This window comes from Pseudomonas sp. ADAK2 (assembly GCF_012935755.1).
In the GTDB taxonomy this organism is placed as follows: Bacteria; Pseudomonadota; Gammaproteobacteria; order Pseudomonadales; family Pseudomonadaceae; genus Aquipseudomonas.
In genome coordinates, this window is the sequence record NZ_CP052862.1 from 1,044,781 (window position 1) to 1,070,683 (window position 25,903).

Here is a 25,903-nt window from a genome sequence, read left to right on the forward strand (position 1 = left end):
TTAAGCCTTACAACATCCGATAGAGCAACCGCTCAATCCGCACTCGACTCACCCGCTTGAGAAACTTGGCCACTGCCGCCGGGTATTCCGGCAGGGTTTCCAGGTCCAGGTAACGCTCGACGCGCCGGGTGTTCTCGAAAATTTCCGCCAGTTCTTTATTGCGCGGTGCCTGCAATTCGCTTTTCGGGTCGTCGATCAGCAGCGCGTTTTCCAGATCGAGCCGGAACGCCCGCGGATTAAGGTTGTTGCCGGTCAGCAAGGTGTAGCGCAGATCGACCCACATGCCCTTGAGGTGATAGGTGTTATCGCCATCACGCCACAGGTGCAGGTTCAACTGGCCGCTGTCGATGTTGCGCTGATGGCGCTTGGCGAAGCGGCGCAGGCTGATTTCGTAGAGGTATGGCAGCGCCGCGATGACTTTGAACGGCTCGCTGGGCGGGATGTAGAAGTCGTTGGCGGTCTTGTCGCCGACGATGATGTCGATCTTCACCCCACGGGCCAGGGCGCGGTTGATTTCCCGGGTCACTTGCAGCGGCAGGTTGAAGTACGGCGTGCAGATGGTCAGTTGATGCTGGGCGCTGGCGATCAACTCGCAGATCACCCGGCTCAGCGGGTTGTTCTTGCCCACGCCGAGCAACGGACTGACCGACAGGCCACCTTTGGCGGTGCTGCCCAATGTGGTGTCGTACGTCGCGTGCTTGAGGCGGCTGCGCAGGTCGCCGATGTCGTTGCGCAGGCTGCGGGTGGTCGGCAGGTTCGGCAGGTCGAGGCGATGCACCGCTTTGGAGGCGATCAAGCCGTGCTGGATCAGGTGCTGCATGGAATCGGCCAGCGCGCTGTTCTGCAGCAGGTGATAGCGGTCGTAGCGATACTTGTCGAATTTGTGCAGGTAAACGTTGTTCAGGCTCGCGCCGCTGTAGATCACGCAATCGTCGATCACGAAACCCTTCAAGTGCAACACGCCGAACAATTCGCGGGTTTGCACCGGCACGCCATACACCGGCACAACACTTTCGTGGGTGCGGGTCATCTCCTGATACCACGCCGAGTTGCCCGGCTGCTTGCCGGCGCCGATCAAGCCACGCTGGGCGCGCAACCAATCGACGACCACTACCACGTCCAGTTCCGGACGGGCCAGTTTGGCCGCGTGCAAGGCATCGAGGATTTCCTGGCCGGCTTCGTCCTGTTGCAAGTACAGCGCGACGATATAGATGCGCTGGGTCGCCTGGGCGATCTTCTCCAGCAGGCAACGACGATATTCGGCGGCGCCGGAAAGAATGGTGACGGCATCGGCGGTCAGCGGAAAACTGCGCAGTTTGGGCAGCAGAGAGCGTTTGAAAAGCGACGGCATAGGGCTCGCAAAAAGGTCGAATCCGAAGAACCCGAGAGCTTACACCATGGATCCGTTTGGGTCTTCCTGCCACACCGATCGTTCCCATGCTCCGTGTGGGAATGCCGCCTGGGACGCTCTGCGTTCCGTTCGTGATGTGACGCGGAGCGTCACGGGATGCATTCCCCACGCGGAGCGTGGGAACGAGCATGTAGAAATATCCGCTTGACCAAGGAGAACGATCGTTCTACTGTTCGCCACATGAACGAAATCACCAGCAACGACACACGCGACATCATCCTGGACGTCACCGAAAAGTTGATCTACAAAAGTGGCATTGCCGCCACGGGCATGGATCTTCTGGTGAAAACCGCCGGCGTCTCCCGGAAAAGTATCTACCGCTACTTCGCCAACAAGGAGGAGCTGACCGTCGCCGCTCTTCAACGCCGCGACGAACGCTGGATGCTCTGGTTCAGGACCGAAGTCGACAAGGCCGCGACCCCGGCCGAGCGGCTGCTCAACCTGTTTACCGTGCTCACCGGCTGGTTCAACTCCGAAGGCTTTCGCGGCTGCGCCTTCATCAACACCAGCGGCGAAACCGGCGACCCGCAAGACCCGGTGCGCCTGGTCGCCAAGGACCACAAACAGAAACTGCTCGACTACGTGTGCGAGCTTTGCACCGAACATGGCGCCACCGACCCGCAGGCACTGGCCAAACAGCTGCTGATCCTGATCGATGGAGCCATTACCGTAGCGCTTGTGATGGGTGATCACAGTGCCGCCGATAATGCGCAATGCATGGCGCGAAAGTTATTGGACCTGTAACTGCTTAATCAAGCCGTGTTTTAACTTTAGTTTTATAAGGAGACATTTAAATGTCATCTAATGCCGAAGTTCGTCCGCCATTACCGCCGTTTACCCGTGAATCGGCCATCGAAAAAGTTCGCCTGGCCGAAGACGGCTGGAACTCCCGCGACCCGCAGCGCGTGTCCCTCGCCTACACCTTGGACACTAAATGGCGCAACCGCGCCGAATTCGCCTACAACCGCGAAGAAGCCAAGGGCTTCCTGACCCGCAAATGGGCCAAGGAACTGGATTATCGGCTGATCAAGGAACTCTGGGCCTTCACCGGCAACCGTATCGCCGTGCGCTACGCCTATGAATGGCACGACGACTCGGGCAATTGGTTCCGCTCCTACGGCAACGAAAACTGGGAGTTCGATGAGAATGGTTTGATGGCCAACCGCTTTGCTTGCATCAACGATATGCCGATCAAGGAAAGCGAGCGCAAATTCCATTGGCCGCTGGGGCGTCGTCCTGACGATCATCCGGGCCTGTCCGATCTCGGCCTGTAAACCGAGACCGATCGTTCCCACGCTCTGCGTGGGAATGCCGCCACGGACGCTCCGCGTTCGATGTGACGCAGAGCGTCACGGGATGCATTCCCACGCGGAGCGTGGGAACGATCATTAGGCAGGGGTTAGGGTGTTTAGGCGACTGCGGCGTGTTCCTTCACACCGGCCTTGGCCTCAAGCTCGCGCACCAACGGCAACACGCGCTTGCCGAAGTACTCCACCTCTTCCTGGAAATGCAGGAACCCCGCCAGCACCAGATCCACGCCCACCGCTTTCAACGCGACGATGCGCTCGGCAATCTGCTGCGGCGTGCCGATCAGGTTGGTCTTGAAGCCGTCGTTGTATTGCACCAGATCCTCGAACGTCGACTTGGCCCAATTGCCCTCGCCTTCCGGTGACGCCCTGCCCGCCTGCTTAGCTGCATCGCCAAAGGCATTCACCGCTTCGGGGTCGGCCTGGTCGATGATCTGCGCCAGCACCGCGCGGGCTTCTTCTTCGGTGTCGCGAGCAATGACGAAGGCATTGACCCCGACCTTCACCGAATGATTGTTCGACGCCGCCTTCACCCGAATGTCATCGACCTGAGCCTTGATGCCTTCCGGCGTGTTGCCGTTGGTGAAGTACCAATCCGACACTCGCGCCGCCATGTCCCGGGCCGCGCGGGAGCTGCCGCCCTGGAAGATTTCCGGTTGGCCCAGGGGTTTGGGCTTGAGGCTGTAATTATCGAAACGGTAGAAATCGCCGCGGAAGGTGAAGTTGTCCTGGCTCCAGATGCCCTTGAGCGAGCGAATGAACTCTTCGGAACGGCGATAGCGCTCATCGTGCTCCAGCCAGTGTTCGCCGATGGCCTGGAATTCGCCCTTGAACCAGCCACTGACAATGTTCACCGCCACCCGGCCGTTGGTGAGTTGGTCGATGGTCGCCAGTTGCTTGGCCGCCAGCGCCGGTTGCCAGGGGCCGGGCAGAATCGCGGCGATGACTTTGAGGGTGGTGGTGGCGGCCAGCAGCGCATGGCTGAAGGCCACCGATTCATGCTGGAACTCGGCGCCGTAACCGGCGGTGAAACGGATCTGGGTCAGGGCATATTCGAACCCCGCCGCTTCGGCCAGTTGCGCCAGCTTGCGGTTGTAGTCGATGCCCCAGTGGGTGCGTTGTTCGATCTTGCTGACCACCAGCCCGCCGCTGACGTTCGGGACCCAGTAGGCAAATTTGACGGCTTGCTGACTCATTGGCGTGTCCTCGGGACTTTTGGGAAGTCTTTGGGTTAGAGCAGCAACCGTGCCACCGGCAGAAATCTGGAGGGTATGAGAATTGTGGCGAGGGGGCTTGCCCCCGCTGGACTGCGCAGCAGGCCCATTTTTTGGGGCCGCTTCGCGACCCAACGGGGGCGAGCCCCCTCGCCACAAGGAGATTCTTTTGCCATAGATAGAGGGTGTGTCAGGGGCAATTTGCTGCTGCGCTGTTGGCACAGCAACAGTTCAAGTCTCGTTGAAACCCACATCGCTCAATAAACCCTGGCCCGACAGCCCCGGCATGGACCGTGCAATCACCCACTGTCTCTACTGCCGATCCAAGGAACAGCCTCCATGACCGACCACCAGATCATCAACCCCCTATCCACCGGCACTGACTATGAAACGCTGGCCGCACGATTCCGGCCGATCTTCGAGCGCATCGCCGCCGGTGCCGTTGAGCGCGAACAAACCCGCAGCCTGCCCTACGAGCCCATCCAATGGCTCAAGGAGGCCGGCTTCGGCGCCGTGCGCGTTCCGGTGGAATACGGCGGTGGCGGTGCTTCGGTGCCGCAGCTGTTCGAACTGTTGATCGAACTGGCCGAAGCCGATTCCAACGTGCCCCAGGCCTTGCGCGGGCATTTCGCCTTTGCCGAGGATCGCCTCAACGCCGCACCCGGCCCGGCGCGGGATGTCTGGTTCAAACGCTTCGTGGCCGGCGATATCGTCGGTTGCGCCTGGACGGAAATCGGCAGCGTGGCCATCGGCGATGTCATCACCAAAGTCTCGCCCCATGGCGATCAATGGCGGCTCAACGGCGAGAAGTTCTACAGCACCGGCAGCATTTTCTCCGACTGGATCGACGTCTACGCCCAGCGCAGCGATACCGGTGGCGACGTGATCGCCGCCGTGCGCACCCGCCAACCCGGCATCGTGCAGAGCGATGACTGGGACGGCTTCGGCCAGCGCACCACCGGCAGCGGCACCTCGCGGTTTGTCGATGCCGAAGTGGACGCCGAGAACATCATCGACTTCGCCACCCGCTTCAAATACCAGACCGCGTTCTATCAATTGGTGCTGCTGGCGACCCTGGCCGGCATCGGCCGCGCCGCGCTACGCGATGTGGCGCATCAGGTGCGGGAACGCAAACGCATCTACAGCCATGGCAATGCCCACCATGTCAGCCAGGATGCGCAGGTGCAGCAAGTGGTCGGGGATATTGCGGCGTTGGTGTATGCCGCCGAGGCCAGCGCCTTGAAGGCGGCGCAACCGGCGCAGAGAGCCTACGAGGCACGCTTCTCGGGTGATGAAACGTTGGAACGAGCAGCCAATGTCGCGGCGGAAATCGAATCGGCCAAGGCGCAGGTGGTGGTCACCGAATTGATCCAGCGCGCGACCACTGAGCTGTTCAATGCGCTGGGGGCTTCCGATATTCGTCAAGGCAAATCCCTGGATCGGCATTGGCGCAATGCGCGGACGGTGTCGTCGCACAATCCGGTGATCTACAAGGCGCGGATTGTGGGGGATTGGGTGATTAACGGGACAGAGCCGCCGTTTGTGTGGCAGATCGGGAATGGGCCTGAGCGTAAGTGATGTATTGGCTGGGATGACGCCATCGCGATCAAGCTTTGCTCCGGGTTGCGCGATCTGTAGGAGCAAGGCTTGCCCGCGATGGGGGCATCACTGACGCTACAAAATCAAGGCATTCCCGGAATGCTGGTATCACAAACGATATAGCGCTCCCCGCGCTTGATCATCTCCGCCCGCAGCTTCTGGCACCGGTCATATTCTTGCTGCACCGAATGATCGATGCTGATGTTGCCGGTCACTTCCGGCTTCTTCCCGTCACCGATGCGGATCGTCGCCCAGGGCTGCTCCGGCTCAATCTGAAAACGGCTTTTCTCTTCGACGGGTGCCTGGGTTTCGATGGCGGCCGGTTTCGGCAACTCATCTGGCGTCATGCCATAACGGCTCAAAATCGAGCTGTGAGGCAGTTCTGCGACGGCGTTTGCCGATAACACGGCCAACGCCAATCCCAAGACAAACCTCTTGCTGTTACTCACGTGACTGAATCTCCTGTACTCAATGGCGGCATGCCGCTCGTGCGTTGTAGAAATAACGCAGAAGTGGGCGGCTGCTTTAGTGCCGGTTCCTGTTGGTGCAGGGTATTGGAGTCCAGGCGTGACCTTCGAGTCACGGTGACAGGCAGATGATTGCGTTAGCGTTCTACGCGAGCAGGCGCCCACAAGTTGTTGCGCGATGACTGTGATGTGATGGATGTGTTGGGGCGGCGGATTCGGGCTCGGGGTTAAATGCCGGTTTGAGGCCAGCCATCAGGGCCTCTTCGCGGGCAAGCCTCGCTCCTACCCCTGATCGCGGTGTACGCAAACAGGCGTGTGTCCACTCATCCGAAACCACCCCCAACCTGTAATTTCTGACAGTAGCCAAACCCGCACCGTCGCTATTTCATGAGCCATGCCCACCGAGCCCATAGGTGCACCATGGCCACTGAACAATCCGACGCCGACATCCTGGTCATCTATCCGCCCATTATCCTGGGCGCCACTCCCAACGTCATCCCCTACACGTCCGTGCCACCCAACGAACCGGTGGAGGGCCTGCCCTTGGCCTTGTTCACGCCGGTGCTCAATCAACAGGGTGTATTGGCCAATGCGGTGAACGTGCTGATCGACCCGCCCCCGCACGACGGCCCAAGCGACGACAGCATTTCCATCGAGCTGTGGCTCAACGGCGTAGCCCTGGAAAACCGCCCCATCCCGATTGCCGACCGCGACAAACGCACGGAATTCACGCTGTTCGAGTCGCTGTTGCTCGATGGCGTCAACAACCGCCTGGCCTACAAAATCCACCGTCCCAGCGGCAACGTGGCCGACTCGATCCCCCTCTGGTTGATCTACAGCGCGCAGCTACCCGGCGGCAACAGCGTGCCCGGCGATGACGACCATCCGTACCTCGACATCAGCCTGCCGCCGGAACTCGGCGACCCGCCAGTGATTGGCAAGGACGACGCGGACAAAGGCGTGGCGTTGACCGTGTTTTATCCGTTCATGAAGGCTTACGACGTCATCACCGTCGAGCTGCGGCGCGAGCGGTTCACCTTCACCGTGCAGCCCGCACAGGTCGGCCAAGCGGTGGTCATCATCCTGACCCGGGCGATGTTTGAACAGGCCGGCAATAGCGCGGATTTTGCGATTTCCTACACCGTGGTCGATCAATTGCGCAACCCGACGCAGCGGCGGCGCTGGTCGAAGACCCTCAAGGCGGATGTGGATGTGGATCGGGAGGTGCTGGATGCGCCGATCCTGCGTGAAGACCTCACCGACCCGATGGACGATCCGCTGACGGTGGACCTCGACAAACTCAAGGGCGCGCCCCTGATCGTGGTGGTGATACCCAGGGCGCCCGTGTTTGCAGCGGGCGACCAAGTCGAGGGCCGGTTTACCGGGGCACCTTCGGGCGTCGATGTGCCCTTCACCGGCACCATCGAAACCGACGGCTTTCAGTTAAAGACCTGCTTCATGCAAATCCCCAACGTCAACGTGATACTCCACGACGTGGTACGAGCGTCATATACGCTGCTCAGAGGCGGCAGCACCGTTGGCGTTTCCAGAACAATTTCGGTACCGGTGATTGGCGCCGACAGCCCCATCCTGAACCCACCGACGCTAGTGGCCCCGGCCATCAGCCCGCTCGATGTGCTGGCCTACCCCAGTGGCGTGACCGTGCGGGTAACGTTTGCCAACAACCCCGGGGACAAGGCGCAGCTCAAGGAAATCAACCCACCACCGGGCGCGACGCCGTTTCCAGAGCAGGACTTCTCGGCCGGCCAATCCGACTTCACCCTCAGCCCGGAATTTCTCGCGGCACGCCAGGGTAAGGATATCGAGCTGACCTGGGCGTTGATTCGTGGCGGGGTGCCGATAGGGGAATCGTTGCCGTTGGTGTTGCAGGTGAACCGGATTGCGGATGGGGATACGCGGTTGCCGACGCCGACCATTAATGGCAACACCGGAACCGAGTTGAACGTGATGGAGCTAGAGGCCACCGCCCTGTTAAAGGTAACGCCGTGGCCGCATGTGGCGGGTGAGCGCCTGTGGCTGGACTATGCCGGCACCGACAGCGCAGGAAACCCGGTCACATATCCCGACCTTCAGGGTGACGTTCACACCACGTCGCCGGGGCTGGACACGCCTGCGCCGGTGGGTTGGCTTAAAGGGCTCAAGGATGGAAGAGAGCTGCGGATTACGTTCAAGGTGAACTTTGATGGGGTGGCGAATGAGGCGGGGGCGGTGGGGTTTCCGGTCAGGAGCTACCAGGTCAGGGCCGCTCCCCCCTTCAGCTTCAACACCACCCCGGTCACGCTGAGCGGCAGGTGCTACATCCTCCCGGGAAGTCCAGCGACGTTGCCGGTATTTGGCACGGGAACCTCCGTTCATCACCGCGCCAGTGGTGGTATCCCGCCCTACCAATACACCTCCAGTGACACGGTCGTTGCCGTGGTGAATGCCGATGGGTTGGTGACCGTAAGAAAAAACGGACAGGCAACGATCAGCGCAAAAGACAGCGCCGAACAGATAAAGTCTTATACCGTGACGGTGACAGGCGTTATGCAGTGCTTTGGCCTGGGACGTGTCCAGTGGGGGGCAGCCAACAACGCAGCGAATGGCGCAGGAGGCCGTTTACCAAGCATTGATGAAATACGCCAGGTCCTCGCCCAGTATGGAAACCGCTGGTCCATGGGCGCGGACTTCTATTGGTCCTCGGAGCGGGTCGGAACAAGGACCGATCACTACGTCGTCCATATTCCCGGGGACGGACAGGCCATCGGTCGCTGGGACGCAGGAACGGCGCTGGCCTATGGCATCAAGGCTTATTAGCACTCTGTAGGAGCAAAGCTGGCTCGCGAAGGCGATTTCACATTCAACAGGGATGTTGACTGATACGACGCTTTCGCGGGCAAGCCTTGCTCCTACGGGGGTTGGCGGCCTACACAATATTGGTGTACACCGCAGATCCCTGTAGGCGCGAGGCTTGCCCGCGAAGGGTCCCTATCAGGCGATCACAATCCCGGAGCCAGACAAACTCTCCAGCCCAACCCCCACCAACGTCACCGAATCCGCGCCAAACGTCAGCACCGTGTCATGCCCGACCGCCGAGGCATGCGCGCGGAAGTTATCGTCCGGCGTCACCCCTTGAACACCCATGAACACCAGCTTATCGGTGGCTTGATAGCCCACGACCTTGTCCTGGCCAAAGGCACCGGTGAACAGGAAGGTGTTGATGCCGCCGCCCGATTCCAGCAGGTCATTACCCGCGCCGCCGACGAACACATCATTGCCCTTGCCGCCGATCAAATGGTCGTTGCCGTCCAGGCCAAACAACCAGTCGCCAGTGGCATGCGCCGTCAACGTATCGGCACCCGCGCCGCCCTTCATTGTCGAGGCGTATTGCGTGACGTTGCTGCCGACCTTCAAGCCATCCGCCGTGACGCTGTGGGTCACGTCGTCCTTGAACACGCCCCACAGAAACCCCGGTTCCTTGGTCAGGATGCTGCCGATGTCACGGGTGATGCTGATCCCGCCGTTGGCGTCCTTCACGTAGAGGTTGCCGACGCCGTCGTTGGCGAACACGAAGTTCTTCACCGACTGCTGCAAGTCCAGCAGGTTGCTGCCCTTGCCGCCCAGCACGATGTTGTAGCCGCCACCGTCGCGGAAGGTGTCGTTGCCGTCGCGGCCTTCGAGGTAGTCATTGCCCTTGCCGCCCTGGATCAGGTCATTGCCGTCGCTGCCGATGATGAAGGTGCTGCCTTTGTGGGTTTCGGCGTTGCGGTTCAGGTCCTGGACCCAGGTGTTGGCCCGCGCCGGGTCCGAGAGGTTGGCGACGATGATGGTCGAGTCTTTGCTGGTGAGGTCGTAGAACTTCGACTCGATCACCCGGTTCATGCCGTCGCCGTACGCGGTCGGCAAATGTGAAATCCAGGTCGGGATGTTGAGGATGGAGAACGGCAGCACGTTCCACGCCGTCGAGGCGTAGTGATCGTTGAAGCTGACGATGTTGTCCGTCGCCGAAGCCTTGGCCCCATCGTGTACGCCGACTGACGCCAGGTTGAAGGTCGAGCCGTCGAGGGCGCGGAACACCGGGTCGTTTTCATAACCGACGTTGAGCACTTTGTCGTTGCTGCTCTGGGTCGGCGACGCGTAGGCGATGTAGTTCGAGTCCTTGTAGAAACCGCCCCACTTGTCCGTGCTCAGGTCCGCCGCGCTGTTGACCGCCAAGCCGCCGAGGCTGTGGCCGCTGAACAGCACGTCCTTGCCCGACAGGCCATTGGCACTGGCAAATGCCGCGACATTGCCGAGCAGTTTGCCAAAGGCTTCACCGACGTAATTCTTGGCGTAATCCTTAGGGCCAAGCGCCGCCAGCAGATCGTTGATCGCGTCGCCGATGGAGTCGCCGATGAGGATTTCCCGCGGGCCACTGGTGCCGCGAAAGGCGATGCCGACTTCGGTGAGATGACCCTGGGCATCGTACTTGCCGAGGATCTCGACCTGGGCGCTGGTAAACCCGGGCTTCTCGCCGTAGAAGGTTCCCCGTGCATCGGTCTTGCCGTCATAGCCCAGTTGCGCGGCGGTGATCGGGGTCCAGCCGGCCTTCTGTACCGCTTCCAGTGCGAGTTTTTCGGAATCGGGGTTCCACGGCACCCCCGGAATAACCCCTTGGGAATCGGTGCCGCCAATCAGCGCCGTGACCAGCGTCGCCGGCAGCCCGAGGCCGAAACCGTTGTGCTGATAACCGGTGGCGAAGCCGTTATCGAGGTTGTGATAGGAGTACAACGTGATGGCCATGGCATCGCTGAACAACGCCTTGGAATCGGCTGTGCTGAAGTTTTTGTAGTCGTACACACCCATTTGGTATTGCCTCTCTTTGTTGGAATTGTCAGAGATAGCTCACAACCAGGACGCCTCACTGACGAGGCGCCCCGGAGCATTTCAGTGCATGCCGCTTTGTTATGCGAACGTGAAGCCGGAAGCCGACAGGTTATCCAGTCCGACCCCGACCAGGGTCACGGCAAAATCGCCAATCTTCAGCACCGTGTCATGGCCCGACTGTGAAGCGTGCTGCTTGTAGTCATAGCCCTGCCCCGCGCCCTGGACGCCCATGAACACCAGTTTGTCGCTGCCCTGGTAGCCATTGATCGTGTCGAAACCAAAGGCACCGCTGAACAGGAACGTGTTGTTACCGGCGCCCGAGGCGTGCATCACGTCATTGCCCGCGCCACCGACGAAGGTGACGTGGCTCTTGTCGCTGCGCAGCAGGTCGTCCCCGGCATTGCCGAACAACCAGTCGCCATCGACGGTGGCCGCCAGGGTGTTGCCGTAGGCGTCGCCGTTGAGCGAATGGTTGTAGTGGGTCAATTCGCTGCCGTTGAGCAAGCCATTGGCGCTGACGCTGTAGGTGATCTCCTTGCTGGTCATGCCCCACCAGCCGCTCGACTCCTTGCTCACCAGCGCGCCGATGTCGCGGGTCAGGCTGATGCCGCCGTAGGCGTCGCGCACATACAGCGTGCCGTCGCCGTCGTTGGCAAAGCTGAAGTTCTGCAACGGCTTTTGCAGCTCGAAGGTGTTGCTGCCCTTGCCGCCCAGCAGGATGTTGTAGCCGCCGTCATCGCGGAAACGGTCGTCACCGGCCCGGCCCTCGATGAAGTCATTGCCGGCGCCGCCCTTGAGCAAGTCATTGCTGTCGGTGCCGATAATGAACGTGCTGCCGGTGTGCGGCTCGCCGCTGCGGCCCAAATCCTCGACCCAGGTCTTGCCCCGGGAATCCAGCGCCAGGTTGGAGACGATCAGCGTCGAGTCCTTGCTGGTGAGGTCGTAGAAACTCGAACCGATCACCCGGTTCAAGCCGTCGGCATAACCCAACGAGCCATGGGCCGACCAGCTCAGCGGGTTGAGGATGCTGAACGGCGTCAGGTTCTGCGCGGTGGAGGCGTAATGGTCATTGAAGTTGACGATGTTGTTGGTCGCCGACGCCTGATAACCATCGTGCTTGCCCACCGAACCGCTGCTGAATGTGGTGCCGTCCAGCGCACGGAACACCGGATCGTTTTCGTAACCGATGTTCAGCACGTTGGTCGCGACGCTTTGGGTCGGCGAAGCGAAGGCCACGTAGTTGGCGTCCTTGAAGAAACCGCCCCAGTTATCGCCGCTCAGTTCCGCCAGGCTGTTGACCCCCAGGCCACCGAGGCTGTGGCCGCTGATCAGCACGTCCTTGGTGCTCAGGCCATGGGCGATGGCGAACGCGGCGACGTCCTTGAGCAAGGTGTCGAAGGCGCTTTTCGCGTAGTTCTTCGCGTAATCCACCGGGCCGATGGCGGCCAGCAGGTTGTTCTTGATGTCGCCGAACGTATCGCTGTAGCCCAGGCCACCGGTGCCGCGAAACGCCACGCCGAGGCCGATCAGCTTGCCGGCCGCGTCGTACTTGCCGAGCACTTCGGCTTCGGCGCTGGTGAAGCCGTCCTTCTCGCCAAAGAAGCTGCCCTTGGCATCGACCGTACCTTTATAGCCCAGGGCCGAGGCGCCAATCGGCGCCCAACCGGTGGCGGGCAATGGCTTGCCCGTCGGCGTGTAGGCGTACAACGTCAGCGCGATGGCGTCGCTGTACAGCGCCTTGCCGGCCGCACTGCCGGCATTTTTGTAATCAAACAGTCCCATGTTTTTTGCTTCCTTTGCGTCAAATCAGAACTGCCAGTCCAACGTCAGGCCCACGCCGTGATCCTTTTCGTTGGAGCCGAGCAGTCCGTTGTAATCCAGGTTCACCCGGGTTGCCTTGTTCAACGCCAGCCCGGCACGCAGGCCGACCACGGCGGCGTTGCGATCCATCGACACGCTTTGCACGTTGAACCCGGTGTTGCCGTTGGCGAAGGCCAGGTGTTGATCGGTATCGACACTGCTCAAGTTGTGCTGCCAGCCGAGGCTGCCGGACAGTTCGAGTTGTTTCTGGTCGGACAGCGCAATGGCTTTGCTCGCCCGCAGGCCGAGGGTCGACAGCACCGCGTCGCGGTTGTCTTCACCGCCCTTGAGCGCGGCGGCATCACCCTTCTCGGTGAAGCTTTCGCTGTTCAGGTGCACGTAGGCCAGTTTGGCGAACGGTTCCAGGGCCAGGGGTTGCAGGTCCAGACGATAAGCGGCTTCGGTGAACACTTGCGCGGTGGTCGCATCGTGTTTGGTTTTCTGCTTGCCGCTGACGTCCGCGAATTGCAGGTCACGTTTCGCATCAATCCGATGCCAGCTGTAGGCACCGCCGACGCTCAGGCGCAAGGCATCGATTTCATGCCCCAGGTACGCACCCAAGTGGTAGCTGTCGACGTCGGCCGACGAATGCGTGCCATCGCCCATGCTCAACGAACTGTTGCTATAACCGGTGACGAAACCGAGACGGGTATCTTTAGCGATCAAGCCATCGCCACCCACCAGCAAGCCGCCGATGGAGCTGTTGGAACTGGCGTTTTCGTTGCCGCCATCGCTCTTGCCCCAGGCGCCAAGAACCTTGACCCACAGGTTGCTTTTGTCATCGGTCGGCGCGCCGGCGTCGAACAGATCACGTTCACGCAAGCGATCACTGACCGCATCACGCAGGTAACGGCTGTCGTTGATCAGCATGGTGCCCACCGCCGGGTGAATCTCGCCGGACAGTTGCTGGAACGCTTGCTGCGCCACTGCGGCGTTCGGCGCCAATAGCAGGGTTTCGTACAGCGCATTGCCCGCGCCCAATTGCTCGGCGGCAGCGGCCACGGCGCGTTGGTTCGGGGTCTGGCCGACAGCGCTGAAGGACGTCGCGTTACGCACCACCGCCAGTTGAATGCCGTTGGCCGTGTAATCCAGGGCGCCGCCGATAAACAGGTAGTTCGGCAGTACCGCACCGAATTGGCCCTGGATACCGCCCGCCGCTTGCAGAATGTTGTACTGATGGCCGAGCAGGGATTGCGTCTCGGCCGTGGTCAGCAAGGTCGGGCTATTTTCCAGGGACAAGCTGACGGTCGCGCCGTCGATCACAGCCTTGCCGCCGGCGATGATCTGGTCGCTACTGGTCGGCGACAGTTCCACGGCGTAGGTCGAACCCGGTTCGAAGACCACGTCGCCCGCCACTTGCAAGGTGCCGATGGAATTGCCCGGTGCCACGGTGCCGCCGCTTTTCGCGGTCAGTGCGCCGATGCGGCCGTTACCGCCGAGGATGCCGCTGTCATTGACCGTGACTGCCGAGGCCAGCGAACCGTTGATTGCCAGGCGCCCCTGATTGACCAGGGTCGGGCCGGTGTAGGTGTTGGCACCGGTCAGCACCAGGGTGCCGATGCCTTGCTTGGTCAAACCGCCATGCCCGGAAATGTCGTTGCGCCAGGTGTCGAGCCCGCAGTGCACGTCGTTGCACACGCGCTCGGTGGGTTTGCCGGCGTCGACAATCGCGCCGATGCCCGGCAGGTCCGCGACAAACTGGCTGTCACCGTAGGCACCCTGAATGCGGAATTCCTCAGGGATGTCCTGCTCGGTAACCAACATAGCCGGGCCATCGATGCCTTTGCCCAGGTTGATCATGCCCCAGCCGTACAACGCGTCGACACCCGGTGCGCCGAGGTCGGTGGCGGTGGTGCGCAACACGCTGGCGACCTGGGCGCCGGTCATGTACGGGAAGCGTTCCATCAACACCGCCATGGAACCGGCCACATGCGGCGCGGCCATCGAGGTGCCGTTGTAGTTGGTGTAGCCGGTGCCGACATTGTTCGGGTCGGTGCCGCTGATGATCGAGCTGTAGATTTTGCTGCCCGGTGCCGACACGCAGTAACTGGCGGTGTAGCCGCAACGCGAGGAGAACACGCTGATGTTGTAGAGCTCGCTGCTGGTCAGGTCCGGGTTCTTTTGCAGGGCGGCGACGGTGATCCAGTTTGGCGCGATGTCCGGCACGAAATAGGCCAGGCCGGCGATGGCGTCCGGGTTGTTGAGGTTGTAGTCGTTGCCGGCGGCGAAGATCGTGACGATGCCGCTGCGGGCCGCGGCGATGGCGCCGTCATAGGCGCCGCCCGGCTTGGTGCCGAGCAAGGGCTGGATCTCGTTGAACTGCAACTGCGCGTCTTGCACGGTGAAGTGCGGATACGCCGGGTCGCGCCCGCCGAGGTCGAAGCGATCGGTGATGCCGATGCCCCAGCTGTTGTTGATGATCCGCGCGCCGCTGGCGATCAGGGCATCCCAACCGGCCTTGTAGACTGCGCCGTCGTTGCCGCGAATGATCCCGTCTTCAGGGCCTGGGTCGCCATTGTCAGCGCTGATGATCTGCGCGCCGAAGGCCACGCCATGCATCGGGCCACCGTCGCGGCTGCCGGCGGCAATCCCGCCGACGTGGGTGCCGTGAGCACCGAGCTTGCCGTCGAAGCCGACCGAGGGCGCGCCGTTGTAAAGGAACGCGTCCCCGGCTTTGACCGGGATGTACGGGTCGGTGTACTCGCGGATGCCGCTGGTGACCAGGTTGATCACCTTGTTGGTCCCGGAAAACTCCGGGTGTTGGGCGTAGACCGGCTGGTCGAAGATCCCCAGTTTCACGCCTTTGCCGGTATAGCCGGCGGCGTAGGCGTTCTGGGCGTTGATCGCCCCGACGCCCCAATCGGCGTTGAACTCGGCGCTGCGCCAACTGTTGGGATCACCGATCTTGCCGTTTTCCACGTAAGGCGCGGCGTGGGCGGTGCCCAGCGTGGCCAGTGCGCAGAGCACGGCGAGGTTGAGGGATTTGAGGGCGAACTTGTTGTTGTTTTCAATCGTCATCCAGCTACCTTCCTTAGTTGTGTTGCCAAAATCCCTGCGCCTTCAAGGCGCACTTTTTTATTCCCGCGACTTGTAGCCGCTGCCAAACCTGCGTTCGGCCATGTAGCAGCTGCCGAGGCACGAGGCTGCGTTCGGCTGCGCAGCAGTCGTCAATCCCGCGCACACGGTCTCCCTGAAACACCGCACCGCCTGATTTCACGACGGCTTCGCCGCCGAACGCCGCCTCGTGCCTCGGCAGCTGCTACATGGACCGCGTCGACTCGAGCCCGCGGTCACCGAGGGCCGGTCAGAACTGCCAGTTGAGGCTCAACCCCACACCATGGCTCTTCTCGCGGCTGGCCAGTTGGCCGGTGTAATCGAGGTTCAGGCGAATATCACGGCTCAGCGCCAGGCTGGCGTGGGCACCGACCAGCGCGGCGTCGCGCACCAGTGGCGAACTTTCCACCGCGAAGGCGCTGCCACCGCTGGCAAACGCCAGGCGCTGCTCGGAATCGACACTGCTCAGGTTGTGCTGCCAGCCGAGGCTGCCGCTCAGGTCCAGTTGCTGCTGGCTCGACAGGTGCACGGTTTTCAAGGCGCGCAGGCCCAAGGTACTGAGCACCGCATCGCGGGTGTCGCCATGGCTTTTCAGCGCGGCGGCGTCGCCTTTCTCGGTGAAGCCCTCAGTGTCGAGGTGCACGTAGGCCAGATTCGCGAACGGCTCCAGCGCCAGGGGTTGCAGGTTCAGGCGATACGCCGCCTCACCGAAGACCTGGGTCGTGGCCGCATCGACCTTGGCTTTCTGCTTGGCGCTGACGTCGCCGTATTGCAGGTCACGTTTCACATCCGCGCGATGCCAGCTGTAGGCACCGCCCGCGCTCAGGCGCCAGGCGCCCAACTCATGGCCGGCATAGGCGCCGAGGTGATAGCTGTCGACCTGCGCCGAGGAATGCGTGCCCGACCCCATGTTCACCGAACTGTCGCTGTAACCGGCGACCAGGCCGATCCGGGTTTGCTCATCCACCGCACCGTCGACACCCGCCAGCAAACCGCCAATCGAGGTGGTGTAGCCCGCCGTGTCGTGACGGTCATCGGTCTTGCCCCAGGCACCGAGGGCCTTGATCCAGCCGTTGCTGTGCGCGCTATTGGCATCGTTGAGGCGTTCACCCACGGCATCGCGCAGGTAACGGCTGTCGTTGATCAGCACCGAACCCAGCGCCGGGTAGATTTCCCCCGACAACTGCTGGAACGCCTGTTGTGCCGAACTCGCGGTCGGCGACAGCAACAGGCTTTCGTACACCGCATTCCCTGCGCCGAGCCCTTCCACCGCGCCGGCCACGGCACGCTGGTTCGGGGTCTGGCCGACGCTGGCGAAACTCGTGGCGTTGCGCTCAACGTTCAGCTGAATGCTGTTCGCCGCGTAATCCAGCGTGCCGCCGATGAACAGGTAGTTGGGCAATACCGCGCCGAACTGCCCCTGGATACCGCCGGCCGCTTGCAGGATGTCGTACTGATGACCGAGCAGGCTTTGCACCTGGGCGGTGCTGAGCAAGGTCGGGCTGTTTTCCAGGGACAGGCTGACGGTGGCGCCGCTGACGTTGGCCGTGCCGCCGGCGACAATCCGGTCGCTGTTTGTCGGCGACAGTTCGACGGCGTAGGTCGAACCCGGAGCAAAGGTCACATCGCCGCTGACTTGCAAGGTGCCGATGGAATTGCCCGGGGCCACCGTGGCGCCGGCATTGGCGGTCAATGCGCCGATTCGTCCGGAGCCGCCCAACGTGCCGCTGTCATTCACCGTGACCGCAGAAGTCAGCGAACCGTTGACCGCCAGCAGACCGCCGTTGACCGTGGTCGGCCCGCGATAGGTGTTGTCGCCGGTAAGCATCAAGCGCCCGGCGCCGGACTTGATCAGGCTGCCTTCGTAGACGCGCGTGGCCGCCGCGCTATCCCGCGCCATGCCCACCGCGTAGTCGGTCTGATCCTGCTGACTGGCGCCCGCCGCCACGCCGTTTTCCCAACCTTTATCTTTCAGGGTCTGTTGCCAGGCGCTGTGTTCGGCGGCGTCTTCGGTCTGGCGCTGGAGCAACGCCTTGTCGCTGATACCGTTGCTCCACACATCGCTCTGCCCTGCCCCCAGGTTGGCGTCGAACGCGCCGAGCAATTGCCCCGGCCCGCGCATCGCCCGGTCCAGGTTGGCGACGCCCCAGCCGACCCGGGTGTTCGGCGCATCGGTAATCGAACCGTCGAGCTGGGTCGCCGTGGTCAGCAGCACTTGCAGCGCTTGCTCGTTGTTCATGTACGGGTAGCGTTCCATCACCAGCGCCAGGGCGGCCGTGGCGTGGGGCGCCGACATCGAGGTACCGGACTTGATCGCGTACCCGCCGTCCGGAATGGTGCTGTCGATCTTCGCGCCAGGGGTGGTGATGCACCAGTACTTGGCGATCCCGCACTGGTTGTACTTTTGCTGGTTAGCTTGATCGAGCCCGGAGACCGCCAGCCAGTGGCCTTCGAGGCCCGGCTGGAAGTACGGCAGCGCCGAACGCACGCTGGCGTTGGGGTAGCCACTGTTGCCGGCGCTGAACACGTTGATCACACCGCGACGGGAAGAAACATCGGCGGCGGCATCCAGCCAGGTGCCTTTGTTGAAGTGCTGGGCGTAGGCCGCGTGCAAGTCATCGAGGGTGCGGTAGCTGACATCCGGCGGCTGGCTGCCCCAGCTGTTGTTGATCGCACGCACACCGGCATCGGCCAGGGCGTTATACGCCGCTTTGAAATACTGCGGATCGGGGTTGGGGCCGAACAGGAAACTGTCGTTCTTGTTGGTGTTGGCCACGTAGATCTGCGCGTTGTACGCCACGCCGTGCATGCCGGTGCCATCACGGGACGCGCCCAGGGTGCCGGTGACGTGGGTGCCGTGGGAATCGTTGTTGGGGTTGAGCGTGCCGTCGACGTTGAACGGCGTGCCATCGACGTAGGTGCCGCGGGTCATGACCGCGTGATAACGGTCGGTGGCGAACTCGGGATGGCTGGCATCGAAGCCGGAATCCAGTTCACCGATCTTCACGCCTTTGCCGGTGATGCCGGCGGCGTAGGCTTGATCGGCCTGCATGCGGGCCAGGCCCCAATCGCGCTGGAATTCCGCCGTGCGCCAACTGGCGGCGTCGCCGGGTTTGCCGGTTTCGAGGTATTGGGCCTGGGCTGCTTGTGGGATGGCAGAAACCAGGAGCAATAACGTGCCGACCGATATCGGCTTGATCTGTACTTCCATGTCTTCTCGCTTTTTTTGTTTTTGTAGGAGCTGCCGCAGGCTGCGATCTTTTGGCGTCTGCAAGATCGCTGGTAAATCAAAAGATCGCAGCCTTCGGCAGCTCCTGCGGGGATAGGCGATCTTTTCTTGAAATGTTTATCGGGTTTTCGGGCCCTGGCCGAACGCCTCATCCACCTTGGCCAGGTCCTGGTCGTTCAATGTCCCGGCGTAGTAATGCAACTTGGTCCACGCCATCAAATAGTCATACCGCGCCTGGGCCAGGTCCCTTCGAGTGGTGAACAGCTGTTGTTCGGCATTGAGCGCATCAAGGTTGACCCGCTCACCGCCGAGGATGCTTTGCTTGGTCGACACCACCAGCGCTTCGGCGGAGACCAGGGCTTTTTGATAAGCCCGCAATTTGTTCACCCCCGACAAACAGGCGCTGAACTGGCGGCGCAGTTCGATCAGGGTTTCCCGGGTCTTGCCGTCCAGTTCGTACTCGGCCTGCTCCATGGTGCGGCTGGCCTGGCGGGTCATCGCCGAGACCCCGCCCCCGGCGTACAACGGCACGCTGACTTCGATGCCGATGGTGTTGGTGTCGTAGCGCTGGTTGTAGGTATTGCCGCTTTCCGATTCGTTCTGGCGTACCGAGGCGTAGGCGCTGACTTTCGGCAGGTGCCCGGCGCGGTTGCGTTCGACCTCGTAGCGCGCCACTTCCACGGCCTGGCGCTGGGAGGCCAGGTTCGGGTTGTTGGCCACGGCCATCTCGTGCCAGGTGTCGTAATTGGCCGGTTGCAGGGCGAAGGTCTGGAAGTTCTGGTCCAGTGGCGCCAGATCGCCGATGTTGACCGCCGGCACGCCAATCAGCGCGCCGAGCTCACGCAACGACGCGTCCTGTTCGTCACGGGCCTCGATTTCCTCGGCCGTGGCCAATTCATAGCGAGACTCGGCCTCAAGGATGTCGGTACGCGTGCCCTCACCCTGGCGGAACATATGTTCGTTCTGCTGGAACTGCTGTTCGAACGCCTTCTTCTTGGCCTGGGCAATGTCGATCTGGTCCTGGGCGAACAACGCTTTGGTGTAGTTCTCCAGCACCCGCACCAGCAATTCCTGGCTCTTGCCACGGAACGCTTCGTCGGCGAACAACGACTGCGCCACACCTTTGCGATACGACGCGTAGGCCTCGTAGTCGAGCAACGGTTGTTGCACCGTCAAGGTCGAGCCGTAGCTGCTGTAATTGCGGTCCTCGGTGAAGTCTGGACGCCCTTCGTTAATCTGCGTGACCTTGGAGGTGTTGCGCCCCTTGTTGTAGTTGTAACCCACTTTGGGCAACAGCCCGGCGCGGCCTATGATGCGGTTTTCCAGGCCGGCATCCCGTTCCTTGATGGCGCCGAGGAACACCGGGTCATTGCGCAACGCCTGTTCGTAGATTTCAAACGGCCCCAGGGCCATCGCACTGTTGCAGGTCAGCAACGCCAGGGCGGCCCCGAGCATGGAAAGCTTATTCATACAGCCGAACATCCTTATTCCTCGGTCAACGCGGAGTTTGCCCGGTCGAGCAGCGGCTTGAACAAATAGTTGAGGAGTGAACGTTCACCGGTGCGCACGAACATTTCCGCGGGCATGCCGGGCTTGATCACCAGTCCGTGGAGTTTTTCCATGGCCTGGTCACTGACGCTGCTGCGCAGCACGTAGTACGGCGCGCCGGTTTTTTCGTCGATCATCTGGTCGGCGGAAATCAGGCTGACTTCCCCCGGCACCCGCGGCGTGCGGCTCTGGTTGAACGCAGTGAACAGAATGTCCACCGGCAAGTGGGTGCCGACCTTGTCGATCAGGTTGACCGGCAGGTGACCTTCCACTTCCAGGGTGGTGCCTTGGGGGACGATTTCCAGCAGGGTTTCGCCCTGGCGCACCACCGCGCCTTCGGTGTGCACCCCGAGGTTGACCGCGATGCCATCGGCAGTGGCGATGATCTCGCGGTGTTGCAAATCGAACCCGGCGGAGGTCAGTTGCTCCTTCAGGGTCACGCTCTTGAGTTGCGCGTCGGCCAATTGAGTGCGGACTTCCTTCTGGTACTCCTCGATGTGCTGTTGCAACTTGAGTTTCGCTTCGAGGATGCCCTGCTCTACCCGGCCGCTTTCGCCGGTGTTCTCGGCCAACTGCTGCTGCACTTGCGACAACTGGCGCTGGTATTCCATCAACCGGTTGCGCGGGATGTAGCCGTTGTCGGCCAAGGGCTGGAGGTTGCTCAATTGCTGTTGCAACGAGCTGGCCTGGGCAGTCAGGTCGGTGCGCGCACGGCGCATGCCGGCCAGTTGCGCGCTAGCGCCTTCGATGTTGGCGCGCAGTCCGCCCTGCTCGCGGGCATAGGCTTCGCGGCGGCTGCTGAACAATTGGCGCTGGCCTTCGAGGACCAGGGCCAGGCGTGGATCGGCATCCTTGCTCAGCTCCGCAGGGAAATTCACCTGCTTGAGGTTGTCCCGTTCGCTCTCCCAGCGGGCGACGCTGGCCCAGGCCATGCGGTATTGCGCCTGCAGCGAATCGACGTCGGCGGCGGCCTGGGTCTGGTCGAGCTGGAACAGCGGCTGGCCTTGTTTGACCACCTGACCTTCGCGCACCAGGATCTGGCTGACCACGCCGTTGCCAATCGACTGCACGGCTTTGCGCTTGCCGGATACGACCACCGTGCCTTGCACCGGAATCCCTTGATCCAGTGGCGCGAGGCTGGCCCACGTGAAGAAACTGCCAGCGCCGACGATTGCCATAATCCAGCCCATGCGCGCGAAGAATCTGGCATCGCGTTCCGGGCGTTCGGCGATGTAGTCGTGTTCCATGCTGGCTTCGTTTTCAGTGTTCATGCGTGTGCTGCTCATACACCCGAATTCCTTGTCGTAGGCTGGTACTGCCGACTCATGCTGAGCCCGCCGGGTGCCTGTGGTGCCTTCTGTTCCTGATTCGCCGACGGGGTGCCGGACTGATTGCCAGAGAGCGCCTTGAGCACGTCCTGACTTGGGCCGAACGCCTGCAAGCGACCTTCGTTGAGCACCAGCAACTTGTCGGCCTGGGCCAGTGCGGATGAACGATGGGTCACCAGAATCACACTGGTGCCGTTGGCTTTCATGTGCGCAATGGCACCGGCCAGGGCTGCTTCGCCGACGGTGTCGAGGTTGGAATTGGGTTCGTCCAGCACCACCAGGCTCGGGTTGCCGTACAGGGCGCGGGCCAGGGCCACGCGCTGCTTCTGGCCGCCGGACAGACCGCTGCCGTCTTCCCCGAGCACGGTGTCGTAGCCTTGGGGCATGCGCAGGATCAGCTCGTGAACACCGGCGTGTTTGGCGGCCTCGACGACTTTCTGCGGATCGGCTTCACGGAACCGTGCGATGTTTTCCGCGATGCTGCCGCTGAACAGTTCGATGTCTTGCGGCAGATAGCCGATGTACGGGCCGAGGTCGTCACGGTTCCAGCGATGGATGTCCGCGCCGTCGAGCCGCACCGTGCCGCCGAGGGTCGGCCAGACACCGACCAGCACGCGGGCCAGGGTCGATTTGCCGGAACCGGAAGCGCCGAGCACGCCCAACACTTCGCCGGCGCCGAGACTGAAATTGACCATGTGCAAGGTCGCCGCGCGCTTACCCGGAGGGCCGGCGCTGACTTGCTCGAAACTGATCTGGCCTTTCGGCGCAGGCAGTGCCATGGCTTCATCGCTGGGCGGAAAGGCTTGCAGCAACGCGTCGAGACGACGGTAGGCGAGTTTGGCGCCACTCCACTGCTTCCACACGGCAATCAATTGATCGATCGGGCTGAGCACGCGGCCCATCAGGATCGATCCGGCGATCATCATCCCGGCGGTCATGTCGCCCTTGATCACCAGCAACGCGCCCAGCCCCAGCACCAGCGATTGCAGGCACAGGCGCAGGGTTTTGCTCACGGAACTGATGACAGCGCCGGTGTCGCTGGCCTGGTTCTGCAAGCCGAGAAACCGCGAATGCACCTGGAACCAACGCTTGCGCAAGACCCCAAGCATGCCCATGGCCTGGATGGTTTCGGCGTTATGCAGGTGACTGGTCGCCAATTGGCTGGACTTCTGGGAAAACCCTGCGGCTTCGCCCAACGGCTTTTTAGTCATGGCCTCGTTGAGGCAGGCCAGCCCGATCAGCAGCACGGCGCCGGCCGTGGCCAACACGCCCAGCCAGACGTTGAACAGGAAAATCACAAACAGGTACACCGGGAACCACGGCGCATCGAAGAAGGCGAACAGGGCCGGGCCGGTGACGAATTGGCGAATGTGGGTCAGGTCGCCGAGAGATTGCCCGGCGTTGCCCTCGCCTTTAAACAGATTGCGCTCGAACGCGGCCTGGTAGACCCGCAGGTTGAAACGGCGCTCCAGTTGGCTGCCGATGCGGATGACGATGAAACTGCGCACGATTTCCAGCAAGCCGATAAAGGCGAAGAAACCGACCACCATCAATGACAGCATCGCCAGGGTGGTTTCGTTTTGCGAAGACAGCACCCGGTCATACACCTGGAGCATATAAATCGACGGGACCAGCATCAGTACGTTGATGAGTGCGGTAAAACAACCGACGCTGATCAGGATGCTCTTATAGTCGCCCAGTGCCTTGAATAACGGTGCGGTGGCTGGGGCGTTCGCCATCTTCATTGAGTTTTCCTGGGATGATAGGCCTCGCCATTCTTTGGCGAGATTCAATTAACTGTCCGCACACGGGTCGAGACATTCTTTGCCAGTTATCGCTTACACATTAATAACAACTCTTTTTACTGTTGAAACAGTTGCCGTTATTAATGGGCTACTTATAACTGCACGATCGGGCTATATATCCAGCGTTCATCGTCCAACCCGTTTCTTGCTTAACGCGCGGCGCGTTCAAGCGTAATGATCAGGCCTGACTTCAACGTGCTTTTATAAAGCCCGTCACGCTGTCTGCTGAAAAACACAATTCTTGAGCCTTCCTTGCCGGTAATCGAGATGCCGTCGGGTTCCGGGAACCAGCCAATCGGCTGTTCTTCCAGCCACGCGCCAAGGCAATCGGCACCCTCGCCCAGGGTCTGTTTTTGTAGCAGGTCGATGACACAAACGTTCGATGGTTTGTCCTGCATTTTTTGCGATTGCGGGGTGTCTTGCGCTGTGTTCAACGTCGCTTGCCATTTGCCGGCAAGTTCTGAGGGGTCCGCCAGTTTCAGGCTGCTTGCCATGGCTACATCTCCAAAAAACATCATCAGCGTCGCCAATAGCCACGCGCTTGCTTTGTAGGTAAAGGCGTTATGGGTCATAGGACGTTTTACTCCGGCGTGTAGCCTTACCCACTACGGGCATCGATGCAAGGACAGAGCACGGCGCACCAGGCGCCGCGCTCCTTTTTGCCTTGAATCAGGCCACGATGTCCGTGGTGACTGCCTGGCCAACGGTACTGACGAGGAAATCAGCTACACCGTGCCCGGAGAAGTCCACCGACAACAGGCTGTTACCGCCCGAAGAGGTCAACACCGCATCGCCTGCCGCACCGGTGAACGAACTCACGAAGTGCAGGCCTGCGCCTTTGGTGATGCCAGTCAGGTCGATCTTGTCCAGACCACTGACAAAATCGAGGATCTGATCGGCTACACCTGGCTTGGAGTCAGTACTGGCGGCAAACACGAAGGTGTCCGAACCCGAACCGCCCCACAGCTTGTCCGCACCGCCCGCGCCGTAGATCAGGTCGTTGCCGGCACCGCCTTTCAGCTCGTTGGCCACGCTGTTACCGATCAGCAGATCATTGCCCGAACCGCCGATGGCATTCTCGATGATCGCGCCCTTGGCAATGGACACGTTACCTACCAGGCCGCCAACGTCGGAGAACGAGGCATCATTGAGGTTGATTTTCTGGTTCTGGGTAAAACCGGAGAAATCCAGGGTGTCCTTGCCGCCCGCATCCCAGACCGAGAACACGAGTTTATCGGCCGACGACGATGCGCTCAGGAAGTCACGACCGGCGTTGGAATTGAAGCCGTAGGTGGTGTCACCGGTACGGGTTTCCATGTTGGCGCCGTAGAGTTTCTGGATAGCCGCGATATCGTCCATCAGCGGGCCGGACGAATACGCTTCGACGCCACCCTTGCTGAAGTTCTGGCTGGTGTTGCTTTCACTCCAGTAGCTCATGACGCTGTAACCGCGGGTGTCCTGGCCGTAGGACGCGTCATTGTAGGTCGGGTTGCCTTCACCGGCGTTGTAGTCGCCAGGGTGGGCCAGGCCCAGGGTGTGGCCGATTTCGTGGGTCAGGGTTTGACGACCGTAGTTGCCCAGGCCCGGCGTCTTGTTGACGTCATAGCCACTGCCCGTCAAGTACCACGAAGTGCCGTCATAACCTGCGCCCGTGCCTGGCAGGTAGGCAAATGCTGCGGCGCCGTCCTGGCCACTGCTGTAGTTGCCAAAGGTCATGTGACCATCACCGCCCGTGGCCTTGTCGGCGAAGGTGACATTGGCCACATCCGCCCAGGATTGCATGGCGAGCACAGCCTGGGCTTTTTGCAGGGTGCTGAACTGGCTGAACCCGGAGATCCCGTGCTTGTTCATCGTGCTCGAGGACGCGGAGGTCAGGAACGTGTAGGTCAGTTCGATTTTGCCGCTGCCGTCCTTGTCCTGGTAGGCAGCGCCGTCCCGCAGCAGCTGGGTAGCTGCCTGGTCGACGGAGAAGGAGGGTTTGCCATTGACCGTGAGATTGCCGCCACGGTCATACTGATGGCTGAAGCTATTGATCTGGTTCCACGCAGAGCTGGTAGCCGCCAATGCGTTCAATGAATCAACAGCGTTGTCTTTTACTTTCGACATAAACACACTTCCTTGTTAAACAATGGAACAGTTTTTGTCCGATAGGACAATCTCTGGCGAGATCGTCCTATCACTCGCCCAATGAAGGCGAAAGAAAACTGACACAATT

At 61.4% G+C, this 25,903-nt stretch carries 16 protein-coding genes; 4 read left to right on the forward strand and 12 right to left on the reverse strand.

The annotated features are described in order from the left end of the window. Positions 1–7: 7 nt before the first annotated feature. Positions 8–1,351: a CDP-diacylglycerol--serine O-phosphatidyltransferase gene (gene pssA, locus HKK52_RS04675; protein WP_169369754.1), complete on the reverse strand. Its 1,344-nt coding sequence runs from the start codon at positions 1,349–1,351 to the stop codon at positions 8–10. Positions 1,352–1,591: 240 nt separating this feature from the next. Here pssA and HKK52_RS04680 point away from each other — a divergent pair, with 240 nt between their 5' ends. Together HKK52_RS04680 and HKK52_RS04685 are read left to right on the forward strand one after the other, a co-directional pair. After that, positions 1,592–2,155 carry a TetR/AcrR family transcriptional regulator gene (locus HKK52_RS04680; protein WP_169369755.1) on the forward strand — a complete coding sequence of 188 codons (564 nt, stop codon included), beginning with the start codon at positions 1,592–1,594 and terminating at the stop codon, positions 2,153–2,155. Positions 2,156–2,205: 50 nt separating this feature from the next. Further along, entirely contained in the window at positions 2,206–2,685 is a 480-nt protein-coding gene (locus HKK52_RS04685; protein WP_169369756.1) for a nuclear transport factor 2 family protein, read from the forward strand. 134 nt (positions 2,686–2,819) lie between these two features. On the opposite strand, the gene sfnG is transcribed toward HKK52_RS04685, so the two are convergent. Continuing rightward, a complete protein-coding gene (gene sfnG, locus HKK52_RS04690) occupies positions 2,820–3,914 on the reverse strand; it encodes a dimethylsulfone monooxygenase SfnG (RefSeq protein ID WP_169369757.1) in 1,095 nt (364 codons plus the stop codon). A 357-nt stretch (positions 3,915–4,271) separates the two neighbouring features. Between sfnG and HKK52_RS04695 the strand changes: the two genes are divergently transcribed. After that, entirely contained in the window at positions 4,272–5,510 is a 1,239-nt protein-coding gene (locus HKK52_RS04695; protein WP_169369758.1) for an acyl-CoA dehydrogenase family protein, read from the forward strand. A gap of 104 nt (positions 5,511–5,614) precedes the next feature. On the opposite strand, the gene HKK52_RS04700 is transcribed toward HKK52_RS04695, so the two are convergent. After that, on the reverse strand, positions 5,615–5,980 hold the full coding sequence (locus tag HKK52_RS04700) for a hypothetical protein (protein ID WP_169369759.1): 366 nt from the start codon (positions 5,978–5,980) through the stop codon (positions 5,615–5,617). A 438-nt stretch (positions 5,981–6,418) separates the two neighbouring features. Here HKK52_RS04700 and HKK52_RS04705 point away from each other — a divergent pair, with 438 nt between their 5' ends. Continuing rightward, positions 6,419–8,815 carry an Ig-like domain-containing protein gene (locus HKK52_RS04705; protein ID WP_169369760.1) on the forward strand — a complete coding sequence of 799 codons (2,397 nt, stop codon included), beginning with the start codon at positions 6,419–6,421 and terminating at the stop codon, positions 8,813–8,815. Positions 8,816–8,989: 174 nt separating this feature from the next. Here HKK52_RS04705 and HKK52_RS04710 read toward each other — a convergent pair whose 3' ends face one another. From HKK52_RS04710 to HKK52_RS04750, 9 genes are all read right to left on the reverse strand, one after another. Then, entirely contained in the window at positions 8,990–10,843 is a 1,854-nt protein-coding gene (locus HKK52_RS04710) for a polyurethane esterase (RefSeq protein WP_169369761.1), read from the reverse strand. A 99-nt stretch (positions 10,844–10,942) separates the two neighbouring features. Continuing rightward, positions 10,943–12,646 carry a polyurethane esterase gene (locus HKK52_RS04715; protein WP_169369762.1) on the reverse strand — a complete coding sequence of 568 codons (1,704 nt, stop codon included), beginning with the start codon at positions 12,644–12,646 and terminating at the stop codon, positions 10,943–10,945. 24 nt (positions 12,647–12,670) lie between these two features. Further along, entirely contained in the window at positions 12,671–15,742 is a 3,072-nt protein-coding gene (locus tag HKK52_RS04720; RefSeq protein WP_169369763.1) for an autotransporter serine protease, read from the reverse strand. Between the two features lie 286 nt (positions 15,743–16,028). Continuing rightward, positions 16,029–18,989, reverse strand: coding sequence for an autotransporter serine peptidase EprS (gene eprS / locus HKK52_RS04725; protein WP_169369764.1), 2,961 nt, complete (start codon positions 18,987–18,989; stop codon positions 16,029–16,031). A 135-nt stretch (positions 18,990–19,124) separates the two neighbouring features. Then, positions 19,125–20,489 (reverse strand): TolC family outer membrane protein, encoded by a 1,365-nt coding sequence (locus HKK52_RS04730; protein ID WP_169369765.1) that lies wholly within the window; start codon positions 20,487–20,489, stop codon positions 19,125–19,127. A 2-nt stretch (positions 20,490–20,491) separates the two neighbouring features. Continuing rightward, on the reverse strand, positions 20,492–21,841 hold the full coding sequence (locus tag HKK52_RS04735; protein WP_169369766.1) for an HlyD family type I secretion periplasmic adaptor subunit: 1,350 nt from the start codon (positions 21,839–21,841) through the stop codon (positions 20,492–20,494). Beyond that, positions 21,838–23,628: a type I secretion system permease/ATPase gene (locus tag HKK52_RS04740; RefSeq protein WP_169369767.1), complete on the reverse strand. Its 1,791-nt coding sequence runs from the start codon at positions 23,626–23,628 to the stop codon at positions 21,838–21,840. Before HKK52_RS04740 ends, HKK52_RS04735 begins: the two co-directional genes overlap by 4 nt. A 209-nt stretch (positions 23,629–23,837) precedes the next feature. Then, positions 23,838–24,260, reverse strand: a complete 423-nt coding sequence (locus tag HKK52_RS04745; protein ID WP_169369768.1) for an AprI/Inh family metalloprotease inhibitor — start codon at positions 24,258–24,260, stop codon at positions 23,838–23,840. A 97-nt stretch (positions 24,261–24,357) separates the two neighbouring features. Further along, complete coding sequence (locus HKK52_RS04750) at positions 24,358–25,794, reverse strand: serralysin family metalloprotease (protein ID WP_169369769.1); 1,437 nt, start codon at positions 25,792–25,794, stop codon at positions 24,358–24,360. Positions 25,795–25,903 lie beyond the last annotated feature (109 nt).

Bases quoted from the DNA above. Each gene is read 5' to 3' on its own strand.
- HKK52_RS04715 (WP_169369762.1), bottom strand. From the start codon at position 12,646: ATGGGACTGTTTGATTACAAAAATGCCGGCAGTGCGGCCGGCAAGGCG.
- HKK52_RS04720 (WP_169369763.1), bottom strand. From the start codon at position 15,742: ATGACGATTGAAAACAACAACAAGTTCGCCCTCAAATCCCTCAACCTC.
- HKK52_RS04735 (WP_169369766.1), bottom strand. From the start codon at position 21,841: ATGAGCAGCACACGCATGAACACTGAAAACGAAGCCAGCATGGAACAC.
- pssA (WP_169369754.1), bottom strand. From the start codon at position 1,351: ATGCCGTCGCTTTTCAAACGCTCTCTGCTGCCCAAACTGCGCAGTTTT.
- HKK52_RS04750 (WP_169369769.1), bottom strand. From the start codon at position 25,794: ATGTCGAAAGTAAAAGACAACGCTGTTGATTCATTGAACGCATTGGCG.
- HKK52_RS04710 (WP_169369761.1), bottom strand. From the start codon at position 10,843: ATGGGTGTGTACGACTACAAAAACTTCAGCACAGCCGATTCCAAGGCG.
- HKK52_RS04740 (WP_169369767.1), bottom strand. From the start codon at position 23,628: ATGAAGATGGCGAACGCCCCAGCCACCGCACCGTTATTCAAGGCACTG.
- HKK52_RS04695 (WP_169369758.1), top strand. From the start codon at position 4,272: ATGACCGACCACCAGATCATCAACCCCCTATCCACCGGCACTGACTAT.
- eprS (WP_169369764.1), bottom strand. From the start codon at position 18,989: ATGGAAGTACAGATCAAGCCGATATCGGTCGGCACGTTATTGCTCCTG.
- HKK52_RS04680 (WP_169369755.1), top strand. From the start codon at position 1,592: ATGAACGAAATCACCAGCAACGACACACGCGACATCATCCTGGACGTC.
- HKK52_RS04705 (WP_169369760.1), top strand. From the start codon at position 6,419: ATGGCCACTGAACAATCCGACGCCGACATCCTGGTCATCTATCCGCCC.
- HKK52_RS04745 (WP_169369768.1), bottom strand. From the start codon at position 24,260: ATGACCCATAACGCCTTTACCTACAAAGCAAGCGCGTGGCTATTGGCG.
- HKK52_RS04685 (WP_169369756.1), top strand. From the start codon at position 2,206: ATGTCATCTAATGCCGAAGTTCGTCCGCCATTACCGCCGTTTACCCGT.
- sfnG (WP_169369757.1), bottom strand. From the start codon at position 3,914: ATGAGTCAGCAAGCCGTCAAATTTGCCTACTGGGTCCCGAACGTCAGC.
- HKK52_RS04730 (WP_169369765.1), bottom strand. From the start codon at position 20,489: ATGTTCGGCTGTATGAATAAGCTTTCCATGCTCGGGGCCGCCCTGGCG.